The 19,682-nt window shown below is 68.1% G+C and carries 16 protein-coding genes and 1 pseudogene; 10 read left to right on the top strand and 7 right to left on the bottom strand.

All coding sequences use genetic code 11. The annotated features are described in order from the left end of the window. Nucleotides 1-182 precede the first annotated feature (182 nt). A complete protein-coding gene (locus tag QSK21_RS34780; protein WP_285701989.1) occupies nucleotides 183-1,442 on the bottom strand; it encodes a serine/threonine-protein kinase in 1,260 nt (419 codons plus the stop codon). A 322-nt stretch (nucleotides 1,443-1,764) separates the two neighbouring features. On the opposite strand from QSK21_RS34780, the gene QSK21_RS34775 reads away from it, so the two are divergent. Genes QSK21_RS34775 through QSK21_RS34760 form a run of 4 tightly spaced genes read left to right on the top strand, consistent with a single transcriptional unit; the run spans nucleotide 1,765 to nucleotide 3,176 of the window. After that, a complete protein-coding gene (locus QSK21_RS34775) occupies nucleotides 1,765-2,190 on the top strand; it encodes an ATP-binding protein (RefSeq protein ID WP_285701988.1) in 426 nt (141 codons plus the stop codon). After that, complete coding sequence (locus tag QSK21_RS34770; RefSeq protein WP_285701987.1) at nucleotides 2,187-2,750, top strand: SUKH-4 family immunity protein; 564 nt, start codon at nucleotides 2,187-2,189, stop codon at nucleotides 2,748-2,750. Before QSK21_RS34775 ends, QSK21_RS34770 begins: the two co-directional genes overlap by 4 nt. A gap of 46 nt (nucleotides 2,751-2,796) precedes the next feature. Beyond that, complete coding sequence (locus QSK21_RS34765; RefSeq protein ID WP_285701985.1) at nucleotides 2,797-2,955, top strand: hypothetical protein; 159 nt, start codon at nucleotides 2,797-2,799, stop codon at nucleotides 2,953-2,955. Next, nucleotides 2,952-3,176: a DUF4357 domain-containing protein gene (locus tag QSK21_RS34760; RefSeq protein WP_285701983.1), complete on the top strand. Its 225-nt coding sequence runs from the start codon at nucleotides 2,952-2,954 to the stop codon at nucleotides 3,174-3,176. The genes QSK21_RS34765 and QSK21_RS34760 overlap by 4 nt, the downstream gene beginning before the upstream one ends. A 46-nt stretch (nucleotides 3,177-3,222) precedes the next feature. Here QSK21_RS34760 and QSK21_RS34755 read toward each other — a convergent pair whose 3' ends face one another. The 4 genes from QSK21_RS34755 to QSK21_RS34740 form a co-directional block, all read right to left on the bottom strand. Then, nucleotides 3,223-4,641, bottom strand: a complete 1,419-nt coding sequence (locus tag QSK21_RS34755) for a pentapeptide repeat-containing protein (RefSeq protein ID WP_285701982.1) — start codon at nucleotides 4,639-4,641, stop codon at nucleotides 3,223-3,225. Nucleotides 4,642-4,708: 67 nt separating this feature from the next. Next, nucleotides 4,709-6,373, bottom strand: a complete 1,665-nt coding sequence (locus QSK21_RS34750; protein WP_285701980.1) for a DUF262 domain-containing protein — start codon at nucleotides 6,371-6,373, stop codon at nucleotides 4,709-4,711. Nucleotides 6,374-6,383: 10 nt separating this feature from the next. Beyond that, the gene (locus QSK21_RS34745) at nucleotides 6,384-7,331 is read right to left on the bottom strand and encodes a hypothetical protein (protein WP_285701979.1); all 948 of its coding nucleotides are present in this window, start codon (nucleotides 7,329-7,331) and stop codon (nucleotides 6,384-6,386) included. Further along, nucleotides 7,321-8,583 carry an AAA family ATPase gene (locus tag QSK21_RS34740; RefSeq protein WP_285701977.1) on the bottom strand — a complete coding sequence of 421 codons (1,263 nt, stop codon included), beginning with the start codon at nucleotides 8,581-8,583 and terminating at the stop codon, nucleotides 7,321-7,323. Before QSK21_RS34740 ends, QSK21_RS34745 begins: the two co-directional genes overlap by 11 nt. A gap of 82 nt (nucleotides 8,584-8,665) precedes the next feature. On the opposite strand from QSK21_RS34740, the gene drmA reads away from it, so the two are divergent. Then, a complete protein-coding gene (gene drmA / locus QSK21_RS34735; protein WP_285701976.1) occupies nucleotides 8,666-12,175 on the top strand; it encodes a DISARM system helicase DrmA in 3,510 nt (1,169 codons plus the stop codon). Between the two features lie 37 nt (nucleotides 12,176-12,212). Here drmA and QSK21_RS34730 read toward each other — a convergent pair whose 3' ends face one another. Further along, nucleotides 12,213-13,418 carry an IS110 family RNA-guided transposase gene (locus tag QSK21_RS34730; protein WP_285701975.1) on the bottom strand — a complete coding sequence of 402 codons (1,206 nt, stop codon included), beginning with the start codon at nucleotides 13,416-13,418 and terminating at the stop codon, nucleotides 12,213-12,215. A 149-nt stretch (nucleotides 13,419-13,567) separates the two neighbouring features. Here QSK21_RS34730 and drmB point away from each other — a divergent pair, with 149 nt between their 5' ends. The 5 genes and pseudogenes from drmB (at nucleotide 13,568) to QSK21_RS34705 (ending at nucleotide 18,577) form a co-directional block, all read left to right on the top strand. Continuing rightward, on the top strand, nucleotides 13,568-15,388 hold the full coding sequence (gene drmB, locus QSK21_RS34725) for a DrmB family protein (protein ID WP_285701974.1): 1,821 nt from the start codon (nucleotides 13,568-13,570) through the stop codon (nucleotides 15,386-15,388). Next, complete coding sequence (gene drmC, locus QSK21_RS34720) at nucleotides 15,385-16,179, top strand: DISARM system phospholipase D-like protein DrmC (protein ID WP_285701973.1); 795 nt, start codon at nucleotides 15,385-15,387, stop codon at nucleotides 16,177-16,179. Before drmB ends, drmC begins: the two co-directional genes overlap by 4 nt. A gap of 373 nt (nucleotides 16,180-16,552) precedes the next feature. After that, complete coding sequence (locus QSK21_RS34715; RefSeq protein ID WP_285701972.1) at nucleotides 16,553-16,966, top strand: bifunctional DNA primase/polymerase; 414 nt, start codon at nucleotides 16,553-16,555, stop codon at nucleotides 16,964-16,966. A gap of 84 nt (nucleotides 16,967-17,050) precedes the next feature. Next, nucleotides 17,051-17,317, top strand: a pseudogene (locus QSK21_RS34710) (tyrosine-type recombinase/integrase); the annotation flags it as partial. Between the two features lie 726 nt (nucleotides 17,318-18,043). Next, nucleotides 18,044-18,577: a DUF6907 domain-containing protein gene (locus QSK21_RS34705; protein WP_285701971.1), complete on the top strand. Its 534-nt coding sequence runs from the start codon at nucleotides 18,044-18,046 to the stop codon at nucleotides 18,575-18,577. A gap of 644 nt (nucleotides 18,578-19,221) precedes the next feature. Here QSK21_RS34705 and QSK21_RS34700 read toward each other — a convergent pair. After that, nucleotides 19,222-19,682, bottom strand: a 461-nt coding sequence (locus QSK21_RS34700) for a tetratricopeptide repeat protein (RefSeq protein WP_285701970.1), incomplete at its 5' end; no start/stop codon positions are given.

Raw genomic sequence — 19,682 nt, 5'->3', positions numbered from 1 at the left:
GACAGGCGCAACGGCAGAACGTACGTGCCGCTCCCGAACGTCCGCCTCCCGAACGTTCCGGAAATGAGAGTTGCAGGCTGCCGGACACAGGCCATGTCGCCGTCCTCCCTGCTGTCCAGGCCGCCCGTACAGCGCTGTGCGGCGGCCTCCGGGCATGGCGGTCGGTCGAGGGATCAGCGGCTTTACTTGGTCTTGTCCGTCCAGCGGGCGAGGGTGTTGCGGATGGTCAGGGTGCCGGGATGCTCGGGACCGAGAACGCGTTCGTAGATGGGCAGGTAGAAGGTGGCGAACTCGTCGCGTATGGCTGCCGGGTCTCCGGACTCATCCGCCCAGTGGGCGACCTTGTGAAGAGTGGTCAGGGTGTCGGGGTGCCCGGGACCGAGGGCATGTGCCTGGAGGGACAGAAGCAAGCTGTATTGGTCGCGTGCTGTGGTCGCATCTTCGGCCTTGCCCGCCCAGTAGGCGAGGCTCTGACGGACCCTCAAAGCATCCGGGTGTGCGGAGTCGATGTGAGGACCGAAGAGATAGTCCGACACCAGGCTTCGCAGAAGAATGACGGCGATGTCGTGACGCCCGGCCTCGCCGTGCTTTACGGCTTCGTCGAGGAGGGCCCGCACTTTGTTGATCGGATGAGCAGGACTGGCGAACCAGCGCCGCAGCTCGCGCAGGTGCTCGGCTACGGCGGCCGCGCTCGACGGACGCCGATCCGGCTCCTTCGCCAGCAGGAGCTCCAGGTAGGTCCCCAACTCGCGCGGGGTGTCGGCCTTCAGGGCCAGCACCGTCCGGCCTTTGCGGATGAAGTCAAGGCGTCCGGTCAGCAACTGGAAGATGGTCGCTCCCAGCGCGTACAGGTCGGTGCGAGGGTTGGCGGGTTCGCCTATGAACAGCTCAGGGGCCCGATAGGCGTCGGTGCCGGGACCGACACCGATGGTCAGGCCGCTGGTGGCGTTATGCAGCCGGGCGATCCCGAAATCGCAAACCTTCACCGTTCCGTCGGCGGTGAGCATCAGGTTGCCGGGTTTTATGTCGCGGTGCACGACCCCGGCTTTGTGCGCGGCGGCCAAGCCCTCGGCTGCCTGCGCCCCGAGTTCCAAGACCTGCTCGAACGGAAGGCCGCCGGGGTTCTGGTCCAGGAGGCTTTGCAGATCCTGCCCGTGGAGATACTCCAGCACGAGGTAGGGCAGCCCGTCGTGCTCTCCGGTGTCGTAGACCCTGGCAACGTTGGAGTGCGCCAGTTGCGCCGCAGCGTGTCCCTCCCGCTTGAACCGCGTCAGCACCTCCTCCCAGATGGGACTACCCAGCCAACGCCGCAGCGGCATTTTGATCGCCACGTCGCGCCGTAGCTCGAGGTCCTCGCATCGGGCGACCTGCCCCATGCCGCCTTGGCCGAGGAGCTCGACCACCCGATAGCGGCCCGCGATCAGCGTTCCCTCTTCCAGCACTCCGCACCATCCGCCGTCACCCGGCATTGCGCCGGAACCCGCCGAAGTCCGCCTCCAACCTACGGCCGGCGGTTCCACCGAACCATCGAAATAGTCGCGCGAGCTGGGTCATCGCGACGGTGTGCCGCCGGGGCCGCTGCCGTCCCAGCGGTGCCGGCGTCGAACGTGCGGGTCGCGAACGTTCGGTGGTCGGGAAGCACCAATCGCGCTCCGGAGCCCGCTGACCAGCGCACTTCGCTGCTCTGCGGCGCCCTCCCGTGTGAGCATGGGACCGACGTGCAGGTGTCCCGTTCGCTCCCCCTGCTTGAGCCATGGAGTGCGCATGCTCTCGACGCTTCCCGCTCACACCGCGTCCGCCGCGCTCTGCTGGCGACGGACGTTCGCTGGCGACGCCGCGCAGGCCCGTACCGTCCGCCGGTTCGTCTCCTGCCTGCTGGCCGGGCGGCCGTGCCTCGACGACGCCGTCCTCGCCGTGGACGAACTGGTGGTGAACGCCCTCAGGCACACCAAGTCCGGTCAGGACGGCGGGTCGTTCACCGTGGAGATCCGGTTCGTCGGGGACTTCGTGGCCGTCTCGGTCGCCGACCAGGGCGGTCCCTGCGAACCCTCGGCCCGCGACGCCGCCATGACCGACGAGTCCGGCCGTGGCCTGCGGACCATCTCCCTCACCGCCGAGTCGTGGGGCTGGCACGGCAACGACCGGGGCCGCACGGTCACCGCGGTGTTCGCTGCCGGGGGCATGACGTGAGCCAGGGGCATGCCGCCCTTCACGAATGGGTCCGGCGGCGGGTCGACGGCGTCGCCGTCGCCGCCATGCGCGCCGATCCGCAGGCCATCGCCGCGTTCGTCCACGGTCGGCCGGGACTCGACGCGCACACGCGCGACTTCCTCCGTGACGCGCGGAATCTGGCGCTGACCTTTGCCATCGTCTTCACCGCCGTCCTGGAGCACCACCGCCCGGACGGACGGCGCTGTCAGGCGTGCGGCACCCTGGAGTGCCGCACGCTGCGGCGGGTCGCCGGAGTCCTCGCCGCGTACTCCGCACGTCCCGTCCCGATCGACCGGGCCGAGGCGTGGCGGCGCGCGGACGCCCGCCTCGCCCGCTGCCGCCGGCCCGCGACGCCGCTCGGAATCGAGCCGTTCGAGCACGGCTTCGTGGCGTGGCCCGCCTTCGACATCGGCGAGGGCGACTTCGTCCTGGTCGTCGATCGCCTCACCGGCACCGTGACGCGCTGGCCGCGCCTGTCCCCGGACGTCCTGACCCGCGAATACGGCAGCCGCCCGCCACTCCCGAACTCTGAACTCTGATTCGTGTGGACTTTCCAAGTTCAGAGGTTCGAAGTTGGGAGGCGGCATGCGCTCGATTCGCATCGATGATGAGGTCTACGCCTGGCTGGAGAAGCGGGCGGTCGGCTTCGACGACCCCAACCGCGTCCTGCGCCGCCTGGCGGGCCTGGACGTCGAGCAGGAGCAACCGGCCGGGAAGGCAAGGACGACAAGCTCCTCCCGTTGATCAAGGCTGGACGTCTCGAGGCCGGTGCCACACTCACCTGGCACCGGCCCCGCAAGAAGGAGACTCATCGCGCCACGGTCACCGAGCGCGGCTGTATCCGCCTCGCCGACGGAAGGCTCTTCACCGACCCGTCACCGGCGGCCGTCGCGCTCTCCGGTCACCAGAGCAACGGCTGGAAGCTCTGGAAGGCGGACGGCGTCAAGCTCAACGATCTCAGGTGAGCCGAGGACCCCTGACGGCGCATGGCGAGCCGCCTCGTGGCCCAGCTCAGCCCTGTTCCACGGGCCGGAGGCGGCACACGCCTTGCGGGCGGCACCCCCGGCACAACGGCCCCGACCCGTCCCGGCTGACCACATTTTTCCGCTCCTCCGCGCGGACCACGGCCAGACAGGCGCTGAAGGCAGGGGTCCAGCCCTCCGGCCAGGTCCGGGCGACGAGCGACGGTTCGGCAAGTGCGTTGTGCAGATCGATGTTGTCGGCCGGAACGGCTTTGCGGAAGGAAACCACGCTCCTGAAGCAGGCATCGCCAAAAAATCCCATGGAACCGAAGTCCGCATTTGTGAAATGAGTGTCTCCACCGAAGACGGCGCACTCGTAGGTGACGCCGTCCTGGAAAACCGTGCGCCTGAACTCCGCGCAGTCCGCGAAATGCGTCCGGAGGAAGGAGGCCTCTTCCGTGAAGCGGGCATCGGAGAAGTCGGCCACGCCCTCGAAGGACGCTCGATGGAAGGTGCACCGCTCGCCGAACGTGGCACCGATGAAATCTGCACCGGCCATTGAGAACTTGCAGCCGGTGAAGGAGGCTCTTCCCGCGAAGGAAGCGTTCGAGAAGTCGGCGCGATCCTCGAATCGCGTTCCCTGAAAATTTGTGGTACCCGCGAAACGCGTGCCGGTGAAGTCCGCGCGGTGGACGGATCCCTCCAGGAAGGTGAAGTCGGTGAGCTCGGCTCCGCTCAAATCGAGACTCATCCCCGTCCAGACGTCATCGGTCGGCTCCTCATTCTCGTCCCATGCCGTAAGGTGCCGCCTCAGGATGTTCTGCAGGTACAGGCGCAGCCTCGGCTCTTCAGGTCCCGGCCTCGCCGGTGCCCTGAGATAAGAGCAGATCTCATCGATGACGCCTTGCCGCAGGTTCGGGTTCGCGATGCCGATCTGCTCAAGGGCCGTGAAGGCCGACCGACGCTCATTCGAATCATCGTGGCTGGTTCTGTCCAAAGCCTCCAGAAATGCCTTGAGTGCAGACTCGTCGGTCCGGAGGTGCTTATCGTACAGATATTTCAGATAATGGCCTGCCCAGATCCGCAGTCTGGTTCTGGGATGTATCTCCCTCCAATCGTCGAAAAGCTGCCTGTTGTAGACTGTGAGCTCCCCATCATACATGATCAATAGGACATCGGCTTTACTATGGAGTTGCAGCAGAGTTTCGACGTCCCCGAATCTGAGCGACTTTGTTCGGCGTTGCTTGCATTCGACGAACCAGCGCTCCCGCCAGGTATGCCCGTCGGGATCGGTTCGGGGGAGAAAGGCCTCGATGTCGTATCCTCCGTCGGCCCCACTGCTCTTGCCCGAAGTTCCCTTCCGCCAGTCGACATTCTGATAATTAAGCCGACGAAGCAGTTTTACGCAGAGTTCCTCGAAATCGGTGGGATCGAGTTTGTCGAACGGATGGTCCGAAGCATCGCTCATGCCGCCAATGATCTCAGATTCGGAACTGCCGGGTCCCCGGTTGGTACGCCCCGATCGAGGCGGGAGCTCACTCGGTATCGATGTTGGTCTCGCCCTCGCCGGGTGCGGCGACGAGGCCGTACCGGGCCATGAACGCCCGCTCGCGCTCGGCGAGGAAGTCCCGCCGGACCTCGATGAAACCCTCGTCATCCCCGGCCGCGAGGCGGTCCATCGCCTCCTGTGGGATCCCGTGGCCGGCCAGTACGCGGTCGCGAATGCCGGGGGCGAGTTCGAGCAGGGTCCGCTTGACCGACACCCCCGCTTTCGTCGTCATGATGACCCTGTTCGCGGGGCTCGACGTGGCGGCGACCCCGCGCTTCCTGACGATGTGCCGGTAGGCCGAGGTGGCCTCGTGCGCCAGGGTGTCCACGCCCTTGATCTCACTGCCGTCCGCCGCCAAGCGGTTGGGGAACTCGCGCAGTTCCCAGATGATGAACGCACGGACCCGCGCGGCGCGCAGATCGAAACGGTTCGGGAAGGGCTGGGCCCGGACGTCCTCGGGGGAGATCGAGCCTCCTTCCTTCGCGAACCGCCTGACCTGCTGGATCGCCTGCTTGATCTGCGTGGTGTTGGCACCCGCGAAGAACCCCGACCAGGACGTCACCCAGAACCAGCGGGTCAGCTCCGAGACTTGCTGCGCGCTCGGCTCGGGGCATTCGTGGAAGAACGTCACCAGCAGCATCAACTGGGCGTCATAGGGAATCAGGCGCGCCAGCGGCACCCCCACCGTGTCCCGGAGGAAGATCACGGCGCGGATCAGCGCCTCCTCGGTGGCATCCGCCGAATCGGCGAGGCCCTCCTGGATGCGTCTGGCCAGCACCTCCCAGCGGGCTTCCTGAACGTTGTCCTCCCCTGCGACCGCGAGGACGGCCCGGAAGAGCGCATCGGAGGAGACCTCGCCGAAACCGGTGTCGGCGACCTCCTCCACCATGGCGTCGAGTCGCTCCGCGAGGGTCGGTCCCTCCCCCTTGTGGTAGGTGAGTGCCGAGACCATCTCGGCCGGCCGCATCGCCTGCCCGGTGCTGTTGACCCGGGAGAACACCTCCACGGCGTTCGTGAGGTCGCCGCCGACCAGCCGCACGACCGAGATCCGGTACGACCTGATCCGCTGGGCGACGACCTCCGCCTCCCTGACGAGGCGCTCAGGGGCCGCGCCATCGGGCGGGTCATCGAGCAGCGTGCGGGAGAAGCCGAGGAACTCCATCGTCCGCAGCACCGAACGAAGCGGGAGGTAATGGGACGGGGGAGGAGTGGCGGCCTTCCAGTGGCGGTACCGGTTCAGGCCATCGTCCATCTCGCCCAGGACCCGGTAGGGCCACCACATCCAGTCGCGCTGTTCAGTGGAAGGCGCGAGGGATTCCGGGCGCCGCAGCGTCCCGTAAAGGGCAGAGAGACGTTGATGACCGTCCAGCACATAGGAGGTCGCAGAACCCGGTTTGGGCCGCTTCGGCTGTTCGATACCGCCGATGCTGTCGAAGGTGGTGAACTTCTCAACGGTCTCCCAGAAGAGCAGGCTGCCGATGGGATACCCGCGCTCGATGCTGTCGAACAGGTCGAGGATCTGCTGCGGGCGCCAGACGAACGGCCGCTGGAACCTGGGGACACGGAGCTTCCCCTCGTCGATCAGCGTCATCAGGTCCTCCATGAGGAGGATCTCCGGCTTGACGGTGATCTCGTGCTCGTCGGCTGCCATGGACCTATCCCTACAGTATCTCTCGCAGCATCGCGAGAAGACCCCGCAGCTCGTCGGGCACGTCCTCGCCGACGTCGCGGGCGAGGTCGGCCTCCGACAGGCGGTCCGCCATGGACTCGAAAACCTCGAGGATGTGCTGCCCGAAGCCGTCGTTGAGGCCCGTGATCACCTTGGCCGGCGTGCCGGCGAACAGACGCCGTTGCTGCTCGGGCACTCCGCTCGTCTTTCTGAAGCCGTGCTTCATGTCGAAGTGCCCGCGCTGGTCGTGGTCCAGTTGCTTGAGATGGGTAAGCCGTGCCGACGAGTTGCGTATCGGCTTCACCGCATGGAGGACCTTGTTCGGTACGTAGTTTTCGGCCTCGCGCAAGGTCAGCACATGGACCCGCACGCCGAGCGCACGCAGCTCCGCGATGCGGTCCGCGTTCTTCTCGGGAGTTCCCGGAGCTAGTCGGTCACTGTCGAGCAGGGTTGCCGCGCGCGAGCACCGGCGGAAGGAGACGTGTTCCTCCTGCGCTCTCCGATAGATATCGGTGCCGCCGCCGTGCTCGATCACCAGCCAGCGGTCGTCGAGCGCTTTCAGGACGTCCCGGGCACCGAATATTTTGGCGACGGCCTTGACGAACATGCCATCGGATCTGTTGTTCTCCACCACCAGGACGGCCGGTCGGCCGAGGTCTTCCACATGTTCCTTGACGTCCTCAGGCGAGATTCGCACCGGTTTCGAGGCCGTCGGGGCCCGGTAGACGTGCTGCAGCGTCGCCGCCTTCCTCATGAGCTGCTTGTACACCGGCGCGCGCAGGTCCGTCATATGCCGTTCGATGAACGAAGCGGCGGTCGCGGTCAAGCGCGGAGGGACCACCCACGCATGCCGCCCCTTCCGGAAGAGGCTGAGAAGGGTCAGGACCTCTTCCGCATGTTCGTCCGTTTCGAAGACCGCTGCCGCCAGCTCAATCCGCATCGCTCTCCAGCCGGGCGTCCTGGGCCTCCGCGAGGGCCCGAACCTCCTCGAAGTCCTCTTCGAAGATCCCTTCAGGCCAGTAATCCACATTGCCGAGCGCATCGACGTTGATCCGGCGGACGGTCGAGGAGTCGCCATCGCCGTCGACGAAGTACAACGCCAGCTGCCCCGCGTCCAATCTGCCTTCCGCGACACGGCGGCGCAGCCGGAGCAGAAAGGTTTCGCTGTGCGTCTCCAGCAGGAACCGGACATGCTCGTTGCGGACGGCCCGGATGTAGAGGTCGGCCAGCATCGCCTGGGCGGACGGGTGCAGATGCAGTTCGGGCTCTTCGATGAGCTCGAGGACGCTCCGCGTGGGCGGATGCAGTTCGTCCCGTGCCCGACGCGCCAAGAACGGAAGAATCTGGGTGATCCCGGTGCCCGAATCTGTGGCCGGGACCCAGAGACCAGGTGTGCGCAGCGACCGCAGGCCCACCGTGAAGCCGTGGAGGTAGGGCTGGACCTCCACCTCCCAGTCGGGAAGCGGGCCGCGGAGATACTCGTTGATCGTCTTGGTCAGCCGCCGCTTGCCGTGCACATGATCGTAGACGAGGATCTCGTCCGTGCGGCTGCCGAACTCGTCCTGGCCGGGTTCCCGAACCGGGAGGCGCACCACCCGTCTCGGTTTGATCCGAAACGGTCCCAGGTGCCGGATGGTGTCGAAAGATGAGCGGATTCGAGTCGGATCGAACCATGCGATATCTGCCCCGCCCGGCAGCTCGGTCGGCAGTAGGCCCCTGAAGTCCAGGCACACCGGCTCGGCTCCCAGATCCGGCGTCCGGTAGAACTGCCGCCCGGAGTCTCCGGAGTCATCTCCGATGACCCATCTGTACGAGACGTCGCCATCGCCCGAACGCAGCCGCCACTCGAGGACGCGCTGCGTGAGCAGCTCGGAAACGTTCTGGATCGTCGCCTCGAGCGCGTACTCCTCTCCCTGCGGCCCGGTGAGCCCGAGTTCGACCGAGATGTTGCTCACCTCAAGCCGTCCGTGGACCAGGTCGATGAAGTCTGGTGCCTCATCGCCGAACTGCTCCAGGTCGAGCGGGACCGGGTGGTCGTTGCGGATCCCGGTCTGCAGGATCAGCGGCGCCCGGACCAGCGCGCTCTTGCCGGAGTTGTTCTTCCCCAGCACCACGGTGATCGGGCGCAGTTCGATGTCCTGCCGCTCCGCGAAGCACCGGTAATTGCGGAGCGAGAATCTCACCAGGGCCATGTCCACAGACCCTAATCGGCCGGGCCTTCGCCGGCCTTGGGAACAGGGCGTTAGCGTCCGACCGGCACCCTAAAGTGCTGCCATGACCGAACTCCCGGTGCTCAGGGTCCCCGACGCCGCCGCGATCCGCGACGAGCTGACCGAGCTCGTCTGCGACGACCTGCACGGTCCGGCGGCGGGAGAGGAAGAGGAGTTCACCGAGCGGCCGACCGACCGCTACCTGCTGGGCAGGCTGGCGCCCAACGGGGCGATGGTCGATCCCGGTGAGCACGATTCGCTGGCCGATGTGGAGCCTGACGCCGAGTCCGGCTCCGAGCAGAACGCTCCCAACGTCCCCAGCATGTACCCCTCCTCCTACGGCTTCACGGCACATGTGGCGGGCGACGTCGACCGGCTGGACGTGACGGCCGAATGGGCGCGGTACGTCCGCGTCCGCTCGTCCGAGGAGGAGCGGGCCGGAGAGTTGGTGTGGCGGCGGGAGCGGATGGCGGGCGCCGTCACCGTCCCGCTCCGCTCGGGGAAGGTGAACGCGGCGTCGCTCACCGGCGAACAGCCGGAGATCGTCGTGCGAGGACGGATTCGCAAGCACGACGGTAACTGGCTCGTCACCCTGTTCCTCGTGAACGCCCAGCAGGGCGATGTAGGCCGAAGCGAGGCATGGGTGTTCCAGGCCCGGATGTCGGCGAGCGCGTCCGGCGGGGAGCCGGTGTTCCTGCGGCGTCCGGCCAGGACGGCGGGCGGTGACTCGGCCGACCAGGCCGAACGGCGGCGGCTTGCGATGGCGTACCGCTTCTCGCCCGAGTTCGCGACCGGCCACGGCGTCGCCGTCCATGCCGAGCCGTCCCCCGGCGACCCGATGCGCGCCGTCCGGATTTCCACCGCCGCCGTGCCCGTCCACGAGGTGCCCGCCACCGATGTGCCACGCGCGGACACCGACCCCGACCTTCCGGAACTCGCCGACCTCGTCCTCGACATGGAACAACTCGCCGGGATGGACGCCGACGGACTTCGAGCGGCCATGTCTCCTTTGGTGGAGGGCTACCGCGCATGGCTCGACCGGATGGCGGCCTCCATCACCGACCCGGCCGCCCGGCTGGAAAGCCACGAGGACGACGCGCGGCGCAACCTCGCCCAGGCCAGGCGCGCCGCCGACCGGATCGAGGCCGGCATCACGCTGCTCGCCGAGAACGACGACGCCCGGCGTGCGTTCGCGTTCGCCAACGCGGCCATGCACCTGCAGCGCGTCCACACCATCGCCGCGGGGGAGCGCCGCCGGAGGCCCCGGCTGTCCCTGCCGGAAGCGGTGCGGGAGGCCGATGTCGTCCGCAACCGCAGCTGGCGCCCGTTCCAGCTCGCCTTCATCCTGCTGAACCTGCCCGCGCTCGCCGACCCTGCCCACCCGGACCGCAGCGGCCGGGACGAATCCGTGGTGGACCTGCTGTGGTTCCCGACCGGCGGCGGCAAGACCGAGGCGTACCTCGGCCTGACCGCGTTCACCCTTGCCATCAGGCGGCTCCGCCACGACTTCGGCGACCATGACGCGGAGAGCGGCGTCGCCGTATTGATGCGCTACACGTTGCGGTTGCTCACCATCCAGCAGTTCCAACGAGCCGCGGCCTTGATCTGCGCTTGCGAGAAGTTGCGCCGCGGCGACGAGCACAGGTGGGGGCGCACGCCGTTCCGGCTCGGCCTGTGGGTGGGCGGCCGGGTCACTCCCAACCGCACCGACCAGGCGACCGACTGGGCCAAGGAGCAGCGCCGCACCACCGGACGTCCCCGGCACGTCGTCGGGTCCCCGCACCAGCTCACGTCCTGCCCGTGGTGCGGGACGGCCATCGAGGCGGGGCGCGACATCGAGGTCGACGTACTCCGCCGCCGTACGCTGATCCGCTGCTCCGACCTCGATTGCGACTTCCACGCCTACACCGGGGACGGCGACGGCCTGCCGGTCGTCGTCGTGGACGAGGAGATCTACCGGCTCGGCCCGGCGTTCGTCATCGCCACCGTCGACAAGTTCGCTCAGCTCCCCTGGGTCGGCGACACCCAGACGCTGTTCGGGCGCGCCGAGCGCTACTGCGAGCGGCACGGTTTCATCACACCCGACCTTGCGGAGGTCTGTTGCGAGGGCCGCATCAGCCATCAGGCAAGCGGCTCGCTGCCCGCCGCACGGCACATGCCGCTGGTGCGGCCCGTCCGGCCCCCCGACCTGATCATCCAGGACGAGCTGCACCTGATCTCCGGACCGCTCGGCTCGCTCGTCGGCCTCTACGAGACCGCCGTGGACCGGCTGTGCACCTGGGAGGGACCCGGGGGACTCACCATCCGGCCCAAGGTGATCGCGTCAACCGCGACGGTGCGGCGGGCCGCCCGGCAGCTCCACGCCCTGTTCGACCGGGGCCGCACCGAGTTCTTCCCACCGCCGGGGTTGAGCGCCGATGACAATTTCTTCGCTCGCCAGCGGCCATGCGAACCCCGTCCCGGCTACGAGGGCGTTGTCAAGCCTGGCCGCCGCTACGTAGGCGTCTGCGCGCACGGCGTCCGCATCAAGTCAACCCTCATCCGCGTCTACGTGGCGGTGCTCGCGGCCGCGCAGAAACTGCACGACAAGTACGGGAAAAACCCCGTCACCGACCCGTACATGACGCTCGTCGGCTACTTCAACAGCCTCCGTGACCTCGGCGGCATGCGCCGCCTGGTCGAGGACGACGTCTCCACCCGCCTGTCCCGCGCCGATCAGCGCGGCCTGGCCCGTCGGCACGAACCGAAGCTGCGCGAGCTCACGTCCCGGTTGTCGTCCGGTGACATCCCCGAGGTGCTCGCCGAGCTGGAACTGCGCTTCGGGCCCCGCGCCAAGGGCGAGCGGCGACCGATCGATGTGCTGCTGGCCACCAGCATGATCGCTGTCGGGGTCGACGTGTCCCGGCTCGGTGTCATGGTGGTCGCCAACCAGCCCAAGTCCACCGCCGAGTACATCCAGGCCACCAGCCGTGTCGGTCGGCAAGATCCCGGCCTGGTGTTCACCGTCTACAACTGGGCGCGCCCCCGCGACCTTTCGCACTACGAGAAGTTCGAGCACTTCCACGCCACCGTCTACCAGCATGTGGAGGCCCTGTCGGTCACCCCGTTCGCCTACCGGGCGGTCGACCGGGGACTGACCGGTGTCCTCGTCGGGCTCGTTCGCGGACTGGAACCGAAGTACAACGCCAACGACGCCGCCCGCCTGTTCGGCCGGGAGAGCCGGCTCGCCGACCATGTCGTCAACGTGATCCGGCGTCGGGCCCGCGACGTTCTGGGCAACGCGCGGGACGCCGTCGACGTCGAACGCGAACTCGACGCCCGGCTGGACTTCTGGGCCCGCGAGCGCGCCGTGCCCGAACGCGTCCTCGGATACCGGACGCCTCGCCGCTCCGACGCGGTCGTGGGACTGCTGCGGCGGCCGGACGGCGGGCCCTGGACCAAGACCATGTGCCCGACCTCGCTGCGCGACGTCGAACCGGGCGTCCGGCTCCTGCTCCTCGACCACTACGACCTCGGCGGTGCCGAGGCGCCCCCCTTCCAGCCCGTTTCCCGAGAGGAGGAGCATTCCCCATGAAGTTGTCAAGCCGCGCCGGTGACGCGCTGTGAGCGCGTCACGCTGCGGTGGGCAGTGTGGAGGGGTGGTCGACCGTGTAGGGACGGTTGTCGCGGATCAGTGCCCACAGCACGTTGAGTCTGCGTCTGGCCAGCGCGGTCACGGCCTGGGTGTGGTGTTTGTTTTTGGCCCTCTTGCGTTTGTGGAACGTCGGCGAGGCTGGGCAGCAGCGGATGCTGACCAGCGCGGACATGAAGAACATGCGCAGCGGCCGCCGGTTGTGGCGCCGGGGCCGGTGCAGGTTATCCCGCACGCGTCCCGAGTCATGCGGAACCGGTGCCAGGCTGGCGAGGCGGTCCGCGCTGCCGGAGGCGGCCATGTCGCCGCCGGTGGCGGTGATGAGCTCGGCTTCCAGCAGCGGGCCGATGCTGGGCAGGCTGGTGATCACGGCGGCGTGCCGGTGCCGGCGAAACGGGCCCTTGATGGCGGTGTCGGTCTCGGCGATCTGGGTATTGAGGGCGATCACCTCCCCGGCCGGTTTGGTGAGCACGCCCGCGGCGGTCTTTCCCCCGGTCACTGCGCTGTGCTGGGCCTGGGCGGTCTCGATCGCCCGCTGGGCGACCACGGCGGCCTCGCGCACTGTGCGGGCATGCAGCGAGGACTCCAAGCGGGTGCGGCCCTGGTGGCGCAGGGTGGCCGGGGTCGGGTTGCCGGTCGGCAGCACCTGGGCGGCCTTGCTGTTGCTGTAGTCGAAGGCGCGCTTCAGCGCGGGGAAGCAGGCCGGCAGCTGGGCGCGCGGCCGGTTGATCGCGCGGGTGTGGTCGGCCGCCAGGTCGGCGCGGCGTGCGGTGAGGATTCGCAGGTCGGAGGCGATCTCTCCGAACGTGCTCAGCGGATGCTGGTCCCGGCGTATGCGGGTCTGGTCGGCGATGACGAAGGCGTCCTTGGCGTCGGTTTTCCCGTTGCTGCGGTAGGCGCCAGAGGCGTGGTGGACGGTGCGGCCAGGGATGTAGATCAGCCGCTTGTCCTGACTCGGCAGCAGCGAGATCAGCAGGGTGCCGCCACCGCTGTTGAGGTCGATCGCCCAGGTGATCTCCTTACCGAGCGCACGAATGTGGGTGATCAGTTCGAGCAGTTCGGCCTCGTCGTTGCCCGCGCGCCTGGACAGCAACCGGGCGCTGTCGGCATCGATCGTCACGCAGTGATGGTGGGCCTTGCCAGCGTCCACACCGGCCCAGACTTGGGGCACGGTCACCTTCGTCATCTCGGTTCGGACGTCGCGGGGCGGCAGGCGGCCAATCCTCCTGAGCCTCACCTACGGCAAACCATGCAAGCCATACCTGCCGCCCCGGGGTCCTCCCGACCCTGCAAACGGTCAGGATCAAGCCCCGAGAAGAAAGGTAAGGAATGACCATGCGTGTCGGTGAGCTGCGTCCCAACCAGCTGCTGCACACCTACGGCGTCGGCGCCGTGGCCGACCTGCCCAACCTCTCGGTCATCCTCATGGGTCTGGAATTCTGGGACGAGGCGGCGGCGCGCGTCCTCACCGAGGACCGGCTGCTGGCCGCCGTCCGCCGCAAGCTCGGTCCGCAGGTCGAGACGTTGCGCACGCCGCCGTACACACCAGAGGACGCGGCCGACCCGTTCGGCGAGTGGACCAGGGTCGGGGTGCCCGTCGCCGCCTTCCCCCGATATCTGCGCTGCACCGACCTGCGATGCAACCGCCTCGCTTCCATCGATTCCCGGCTTTTCGAGCTCGTGCCGAGCGCCTTTTCTCCCGACAGGGTCCGGTACGTGCACAACTGCCGCGGTACGGGCGGGCGTCGGCCCACCGCCGTCCCCGCCCGGTTCGTCCTTGCTTGTACTCAGGGCGGTCATCTGGACGACTTCCCCTGGTCGTACTTCGCGCACCGGGGCGTGTCCCCGGAGGCCGGCGACCACACGCTCCAACTCGTCGAGCGCGGTACGGGGGGCGAGGCCCCCAACGTCTTCGTCGTGTGCTCGTGCGGCGCCCGCCGTACCATGGCGGAGGCGATCGGCCTCGCGGGTGAGCGGAACCTGCCCGCTTGCCGGGGCCGCCACCCTCACCTCGGCACCTTCGAACCCTGCGGGCTGCCGACCCGGACGCTCGCCCTGGGAGCGACTAACGGCTGGTTCGCCATGCAGATGCGCGTGTTCAGCCTCCCCAAAGGTGACGACGACCTCGCCCAACTTGTCGCCGACCACTGGGACGCCCTGGAGTTGGTGGCGCACCTCGATCAGGCCACGGCCAAGAAGCTCCTTCCGAAACTGGGCGTGTGGCCTGAACTGCATGTGCACGGGGTCGACGCGGTCTGGCGAGCCGTCCGGCGCCAGGCCGACCAGGGTGGAGAACAGCCCGCTGGCGAGGATGAGCTCGACCTTGCGGGCCCCGAATGGGTTGCGTTCACCCATGACGATGACGTCGAGCTGCCCGACTTCGCCACCCGGCGCGTCGGCGTCCCACCGCGCGAGCGGCCCTGGCTGGACCGGGTCACGCTTGTTCCGCGCCTCCGCGAGGTCGGGGCCCTGTACGGCTTCACCAGGATCGACGCCCCCGAATGGGACGTCCTCTCCACCGACGACAGCCGTCGCGCACGGCTGTCCCGGGACGCCCCGACCTGGGTGCCCTGCGCGGAGATGCGCGGCGAAGGCATCTTCCTGAAGTTCAAGGAGGACCGGCTCGCCGAATGGGAACAGCGCGCCGAGGTCAGGGAGCGCGAAAAGATCCTGCGTGAGGCGCATGACGAGTGGCGGGCCGCCCGTGGCCTGGAACCAGGCCACTGGCCCGGAATCCGCTACCTCATGCTGCACACCTTCGCCCACGCCCTGATCCGGGAGTTCTCCCTGGAGAGCGGCTACAGCGCGACGGGCATCGCGGAACGCGTCTACGCCCGCGCCGCCGAGCCGATGGCTGGGGTACTGCTCTACACCGCCGCCCCCGACAGCGAGGGCACCCTCGGCGGTCTGGTGTCCCTCGGTCATCCCGACCGGCTCGGCCCGTTGATCCGCCAGGCCCTTGACGCGGCGCGGCTGTGCAGTTCCGACCCGCTGTGCTCCGAACATGACCCCCGACACCACGGAAGTCTTTACGGGGCCGCATGCCATGCGTGCCTGTTCGCGGCCGAGACTTCGTGCGAACGGGGCAATCACTACCTCGACCGTGCCCTTGTCACCGACACGGTGACCGGAGGCCAATGCGGCTTCTTCCGGTGAGCGACGACCTTCCGTCGGTCATCGCGGCCACCGCCGGTGTGCTCGCCCCCGGCCATCTGAGAACGTGGTGCCGCGTCCTGCGCGCCGCTGACCGCCCGTCTCGCTCGGTGGAGGCGGCCCTGCTGGAAGCACGTCCGGGTTACGCGCTGGGCGGCGTCGCCCGGAGGCTGGTCGCCGCGTGGCGGGAGTCTGGGGCGACGGGCGAGTCCATCGCGCTTGCGCTCGAAGCCGCAGGTGCGGTCAGCCGCGAGCACTCGGCGCACAGGAGCACGATCGTGGCCAGCGGGCCGCTGAGCGATGCCGTCCCGATGCGGCTCACCAGCCAGGTCGCCCTTGAGGTCATACGTGAGGCGACGGCCTCCTTGCTGATAGTCAGCTTCGCCGCCCACGGTGTGGCCGAGATCGTCGCCGAGCTCGCCGCCACCGTCGATCGGGGCGTACGCGTCGACCTGGTCCTTGAGACGTCAGTGACCGCAGGTGGCACGCTGGACGGCTCAGGTGCGGCGAACACCTTCCGGGCCTTGCACGGGAGGGAGGGCGTGCGCTTCTGGTACTGGCCACAGGCGCACCGCCCGGCCTTGGGGCGGTCACGCGCGGCCCTGCACGCCAAGCTGATCGCCGCAGACGAGGCCACGGCCCTGTTAGGCAGCGCCAATCTTACCGATCGCGCCTTGAAGGAGAACCTGGAGATCGGCGTGGTCCTGCGTGAGCCGGCCGCCGTACGCAGCCTCGTTCGCCACTTCCGGTCGCTCATGCGCCCGGGGCAGGGCCCGCTTGAACCGCTCGGGTAATCCACAAGGTTCTCGAAGCGATCGGCGGGTTCGCTGGGTGTTAGCGGCGTCAGGGAATCAACAGGCTTCGTCTCAGTACGCACTCACGCCACATGAGCTGGGACCAGCGCCGACCCGGCAGTCCCCGACCCACAACGAACTGTCGGCAGATCCAGCACTGGACCCGCGACCTACCCGCCCGCCTCGCCCAGCACGAACACGGTCAAGTCGCCCGGCTCCTGAAAGTCGTGGCCGCCGTCGGCATCAACTGGACCCTTGCCCGCACCTGGCCCGGCGACCGCAACCGCGAACGTGCCTTGAAGCGCGCCCGCCGCCCGCTGTGCGGCGTGCATCCCCACCCTGCCGCGCTGACGCTCACCACAGGGAGGGCCGCGTGAGGACGACCTACCGGGAAGCGGGCCGCCCGGTACCGTGCTGGCGCCCCTACTGGGCGCGCGCCCCCTTTAACATCGGCATCGCGTGCGGCCCGTCCGGGCTGGTCGTGATCGATTTGGACATCCCCAAGCCCGGCGAACGCCCGCCGCCGGAGTGGGCAGACGAGACGGGGATCAGTGACGGCGCCGATGTGTTCGCCGCCGTCTGTGAGCGGCACGGCCAGCCGATGCCGTTCGAGACCTTGCAGGTCCGCATCTGCCGCGGTGGCATGCACCTGTATTTCACCGCGCCCAAGGGGGTGCGGTTGGGCAACACCAAGGGCCGCCATGGGCTGGGGTGGCTGGTCGACACCCGCGCGCACGGCGGGTACGTCGTGGCCCCGGGCAGTCAAGCCGGGCGGTGTTTGGGTTAACTCGGCAACCGCGGCCACCTGCGCAGCGACCCATCCGGGCAGTGCGTCCGCGGGGAACGCCGGTACCGCGCGGCGGGCGCCGAGCGGGGCGGGATCCTCCCATGCGGCGGTCTCGCCCGCTCTGCCGCACTGTCCGCGGCCGAGTACGCCTCGCCGCTGGCCCGGCGCCCGTACGACCTGCGCCACGCGTGCGTGTCTACCTGGCTCAACGGGGGCGTACCGGCTCCCCAGGTCGCCGAGTGGGCTGGCCACAGTGTCGAAGTCCTGCTACGGGTCTACGCCAAGTGCATCGACGGTCAGGACGAAGCGGCCAAACGGCGGATCGAGGCAGCCCTACGGGCAGGGAACTAGCCGCGCCCACTTGGGCGCGTATTGGGCACGATCAGCCGCAGTGAGCCGGTGACGGCCGGACATGGCCGGACAGGGTGAGAGAAGCCCCCGACTGCGTATGCGCTGGTCGGGGGCTTCTTTGTGATGCTTACGGGTGTGGGCAGGGGCGGGGTCGAACCGCCGACCTTCCGCTTTTCAGCTATACCAACGTCCCCGCCGGGGCACCGTTGACCGAGGTTGAACGGCTGTGGGCGTGCGCTCGGGGCTGGGGTCGGTTGCTGCTGTTGCTGTCACCGTTGCTGTCACTCGTGGGTGCGCTGACCTCGGCTCTTCAACCGCCGTACGCGCCGTTCGTACTGTCCGGCTCGGCGTCGTTTGGGCGCGGTCGATGAGCAACGTTCGCGGGTCGGCTGCCAGCTCGTACAGCTCGACCTCGAACGGGTCGGCGTCGTACTCGATGAGACGGGCCAAAGCCGCGCGATCCTGCTCGACAGTTCCTCGCCGGCGCACCTGATCCCGCCAAACCTGCCCATTGGCCTCCACCGCGTCCATGCTTGGACGGTAACCGGGGTCGGCCGTCAGCGGAAGCTTAGGCCGGCAAGCCTGGCCACTCCCTGGCCCACCAGTTGGCGCCTCCTGGAACCTTCCGGGCATCGGGAGACTCACCGCTATGGAACGTCAGCGTAGATGCCCAAAGACCGTTCGTCGGGTGCTGATCGCGTTCGGACTTGATGAGGAGGATGAGCAATGAGCGCATGTCAGAAGGGTTACACCTTCGACCCGTCCACCTCTCTCGACAGAGGGCAACTGCTCGGGCATGCCTGCGCCCGGTGCGGCGCCAGTCTTCTGGACGGCGCTACGTCCGCGCTGGTCCAGGAGAAAAGCGGGGTCCAGTTGCTGGTGTGCGCTCATCACCGGGATGGCGACCAGGGTGAGCCGTCCCGTCCCTCGTGGCTGCCCAATGGCTGCCCGCCCTGGTGCGGGTGGGAGGGCACGCACAAAGAGGGCGACATGTACGAGGACCGCTCCCACGGCGGAGCCGTCCGATCAATCGTGATGACGGCGGCCGAGCCGAACCGCGGCGACGACCAGCCAGCGATGGTCCGCGCGTGCCTCATCCAGCACTACCGCGAGGTCAGCCCGCGAATCGAGATCGACCGAGACGGCGACAGGGTCGGCATTACCCTGACCATCGCTGAGGCGCGGGCCTTCGCGACAGAACTGCTCAACCTGGTGGACATCGCCGAAGGACCCGCCGAGAGCATGCAGAAGCGGCAGTGAGCACTGGGGAGGACCAGCGGTCGACGCCAGCTCGGCCAGGATACCGATGGACATGTGACGGTGGTCTTCCCCGAGCCCCCGAAAGCCGAAAGTCAGCGACCACCCAAGCCACCTGATCCCGCAACGCGCAAGGCTGCATGGCCAAAGGCTGTCAGCTTGGGAATCATTCTGATCTTGCCGCTTGGGCTGCTGACCTGGTGTTGCCGGGTGCCGCCAGTGACCGTGAATGCCCCCTGATCACCGTGGCTAATCGCTCGCTAATCGTTCGTCGCCGGAGCGCTGACCCGGCGCTCTTCGGTCACTCGTCGCTCGCTCGCTGCGCTTTGCCTCGTGCCCATTCTCCTGAGTCGCCTTCCTCGTAGCTGCGAACCCCAGGCCGGAGCGGAGCGGGTCAAGGGTCGGCGTAGCCGATCGCGCAGCGACGCCGCAGGCGCCCTTGACGCGCTCCGTGGAGGCCGGACACTGGCCGCGCAGAGGAAGACGACGGCACCCCGGAGATCCTCTTCGTCCCGAACTATTGGCGATCATGGGTCGTTGACGCCCCGTCCAGGTCATGACGTGTGCCGCTGGACAATCGCGTAAGCCCCTGTATGCCGCTGTTGCGGCATTTGTGTGCTGTACGGGCGGCCCGGCAGCGATGCACGCTACGTCGCTGGGTCGAGTTGATCGAGTATCTCGGTCTTGGTCTGTTCTGCTGCAGCAAGGTACCTGTTGAATGCTTCGGGGATCTGCTCAGCCAACGCCCGGTAGATGGTGATGGCTTCCTCTACGGCCGCGGCTGCTTCGGTGAGTTCAATGCCATGAACGTTTCTGATCCAAGCAGTAGCCCAGAGCGACTGGGCGAGGTCGGGCAGGTAGGCGGCGGGTTCGGCCTCGGCCAGCCTGCGGTAGATTTTCACGGCTTCGCGGGTCGGCTCCAGCGCGGCCTGCCTGTCACCCACTTGCGCCAGGTGGATGCCGAGGTTGTTCAGGCTCGCGGCGAGGTCGGGCAGGTAGGCGGCGGGTTCGGCCTCGGCCAGCCTGCGGTAGATTTTCACGGCTTCGCGGGTCGGCTCCAGCGCGGCCTGCCTGTCACCCACTTGCGCCAGGTGGATGCCGAGGTTGT

The sequence above is a fragment of the Actinomadura sp. NBRC 104412 genome, from assembly GCF_030269515.1.
Classification (GTDB): Bacteria; Actinomycetota; Actinomycetes; order Streptosporangiales; family Streptosporangiaceae; genus Spirillospora.
This window is presented reverse-complemented; position numbering and strand designations above follow the sequence as displayed.

Excerpts from the sequence above, each read along its gene's own strand:
- QSK21_RS34775 (WP_285701988.1), top strand. The coding sequence starts at position 1,765 with ATGCTCTCGACGCTTCCCGCTCACACCGCGTCCGCCGCGCTCTGCTGG.
- QSK21_RS34765 (WP_285701985.1), top strand. The coding sequence starts at position 2,797 with ATGCGCTCGATTCGCATCGATGATGAGGTCTACGCCTGGCTGGAGAAG.
- QSK21_RS34755 (WP_285701982.1), bottom strand. The coding sequence starts at position 4,641 with ATGAGCGATGCTTCGGACCATCCGTTCGACAAACTCGATCCCACCGAT.
- QSK21_RS34750 (WP_285701980.1), bottom strand. The coding sequence starts at position 6,373 with ATGGCAGCCGACGAGCACGAGATCACCGTCAAGCCGGAGATCCTCCTC.
- QSK21_RS34745 (WP_285701979.1), bottom strand. The coding sequence starts at position 7,331 with ATGCGGATTGAGCTGGCGGCAGCGGTCTTCGAAACGGACGAACATGCG.
- QSK21_RS34740 (WP_285701977.1), bottom strand. The coding sequence starts at position 8,583 with ATGGCCCTGGTGAGATTCTCGCTCCGCAATTACCGGTGCTTCGCGGAG.
- drmA (WP_285701976.1), top strand. The coding sequence starts at position 8,666 with ATGACCGAACTCCCGGTGCTCAGGGTCCCCGACGCCGCCGCGATCCGC.
- QSK21_RS34730 (WP_285701975.1), bottom strand. The coding sequence starts at position 13,418 with ATGACGAAGGTGACCGTGCCCCAAGTCTGGGCCGGTGTGGACGCTGGC.
- drmB (WP_285701974.1), top strand. The coding sequence starts at position 13,568 with ATGCGTGTCGGTGAGCTGCGTCCCAACCAGCTGCTGCACACCTACGGC.
- QSK21_RS34705 (WP_285701971.1), top strand. The coding sequence starts at position 18,044 with ATGAGCGCATGTCAGAAGGGTTACACCTTCGACCCGTCCACCTCTCTC.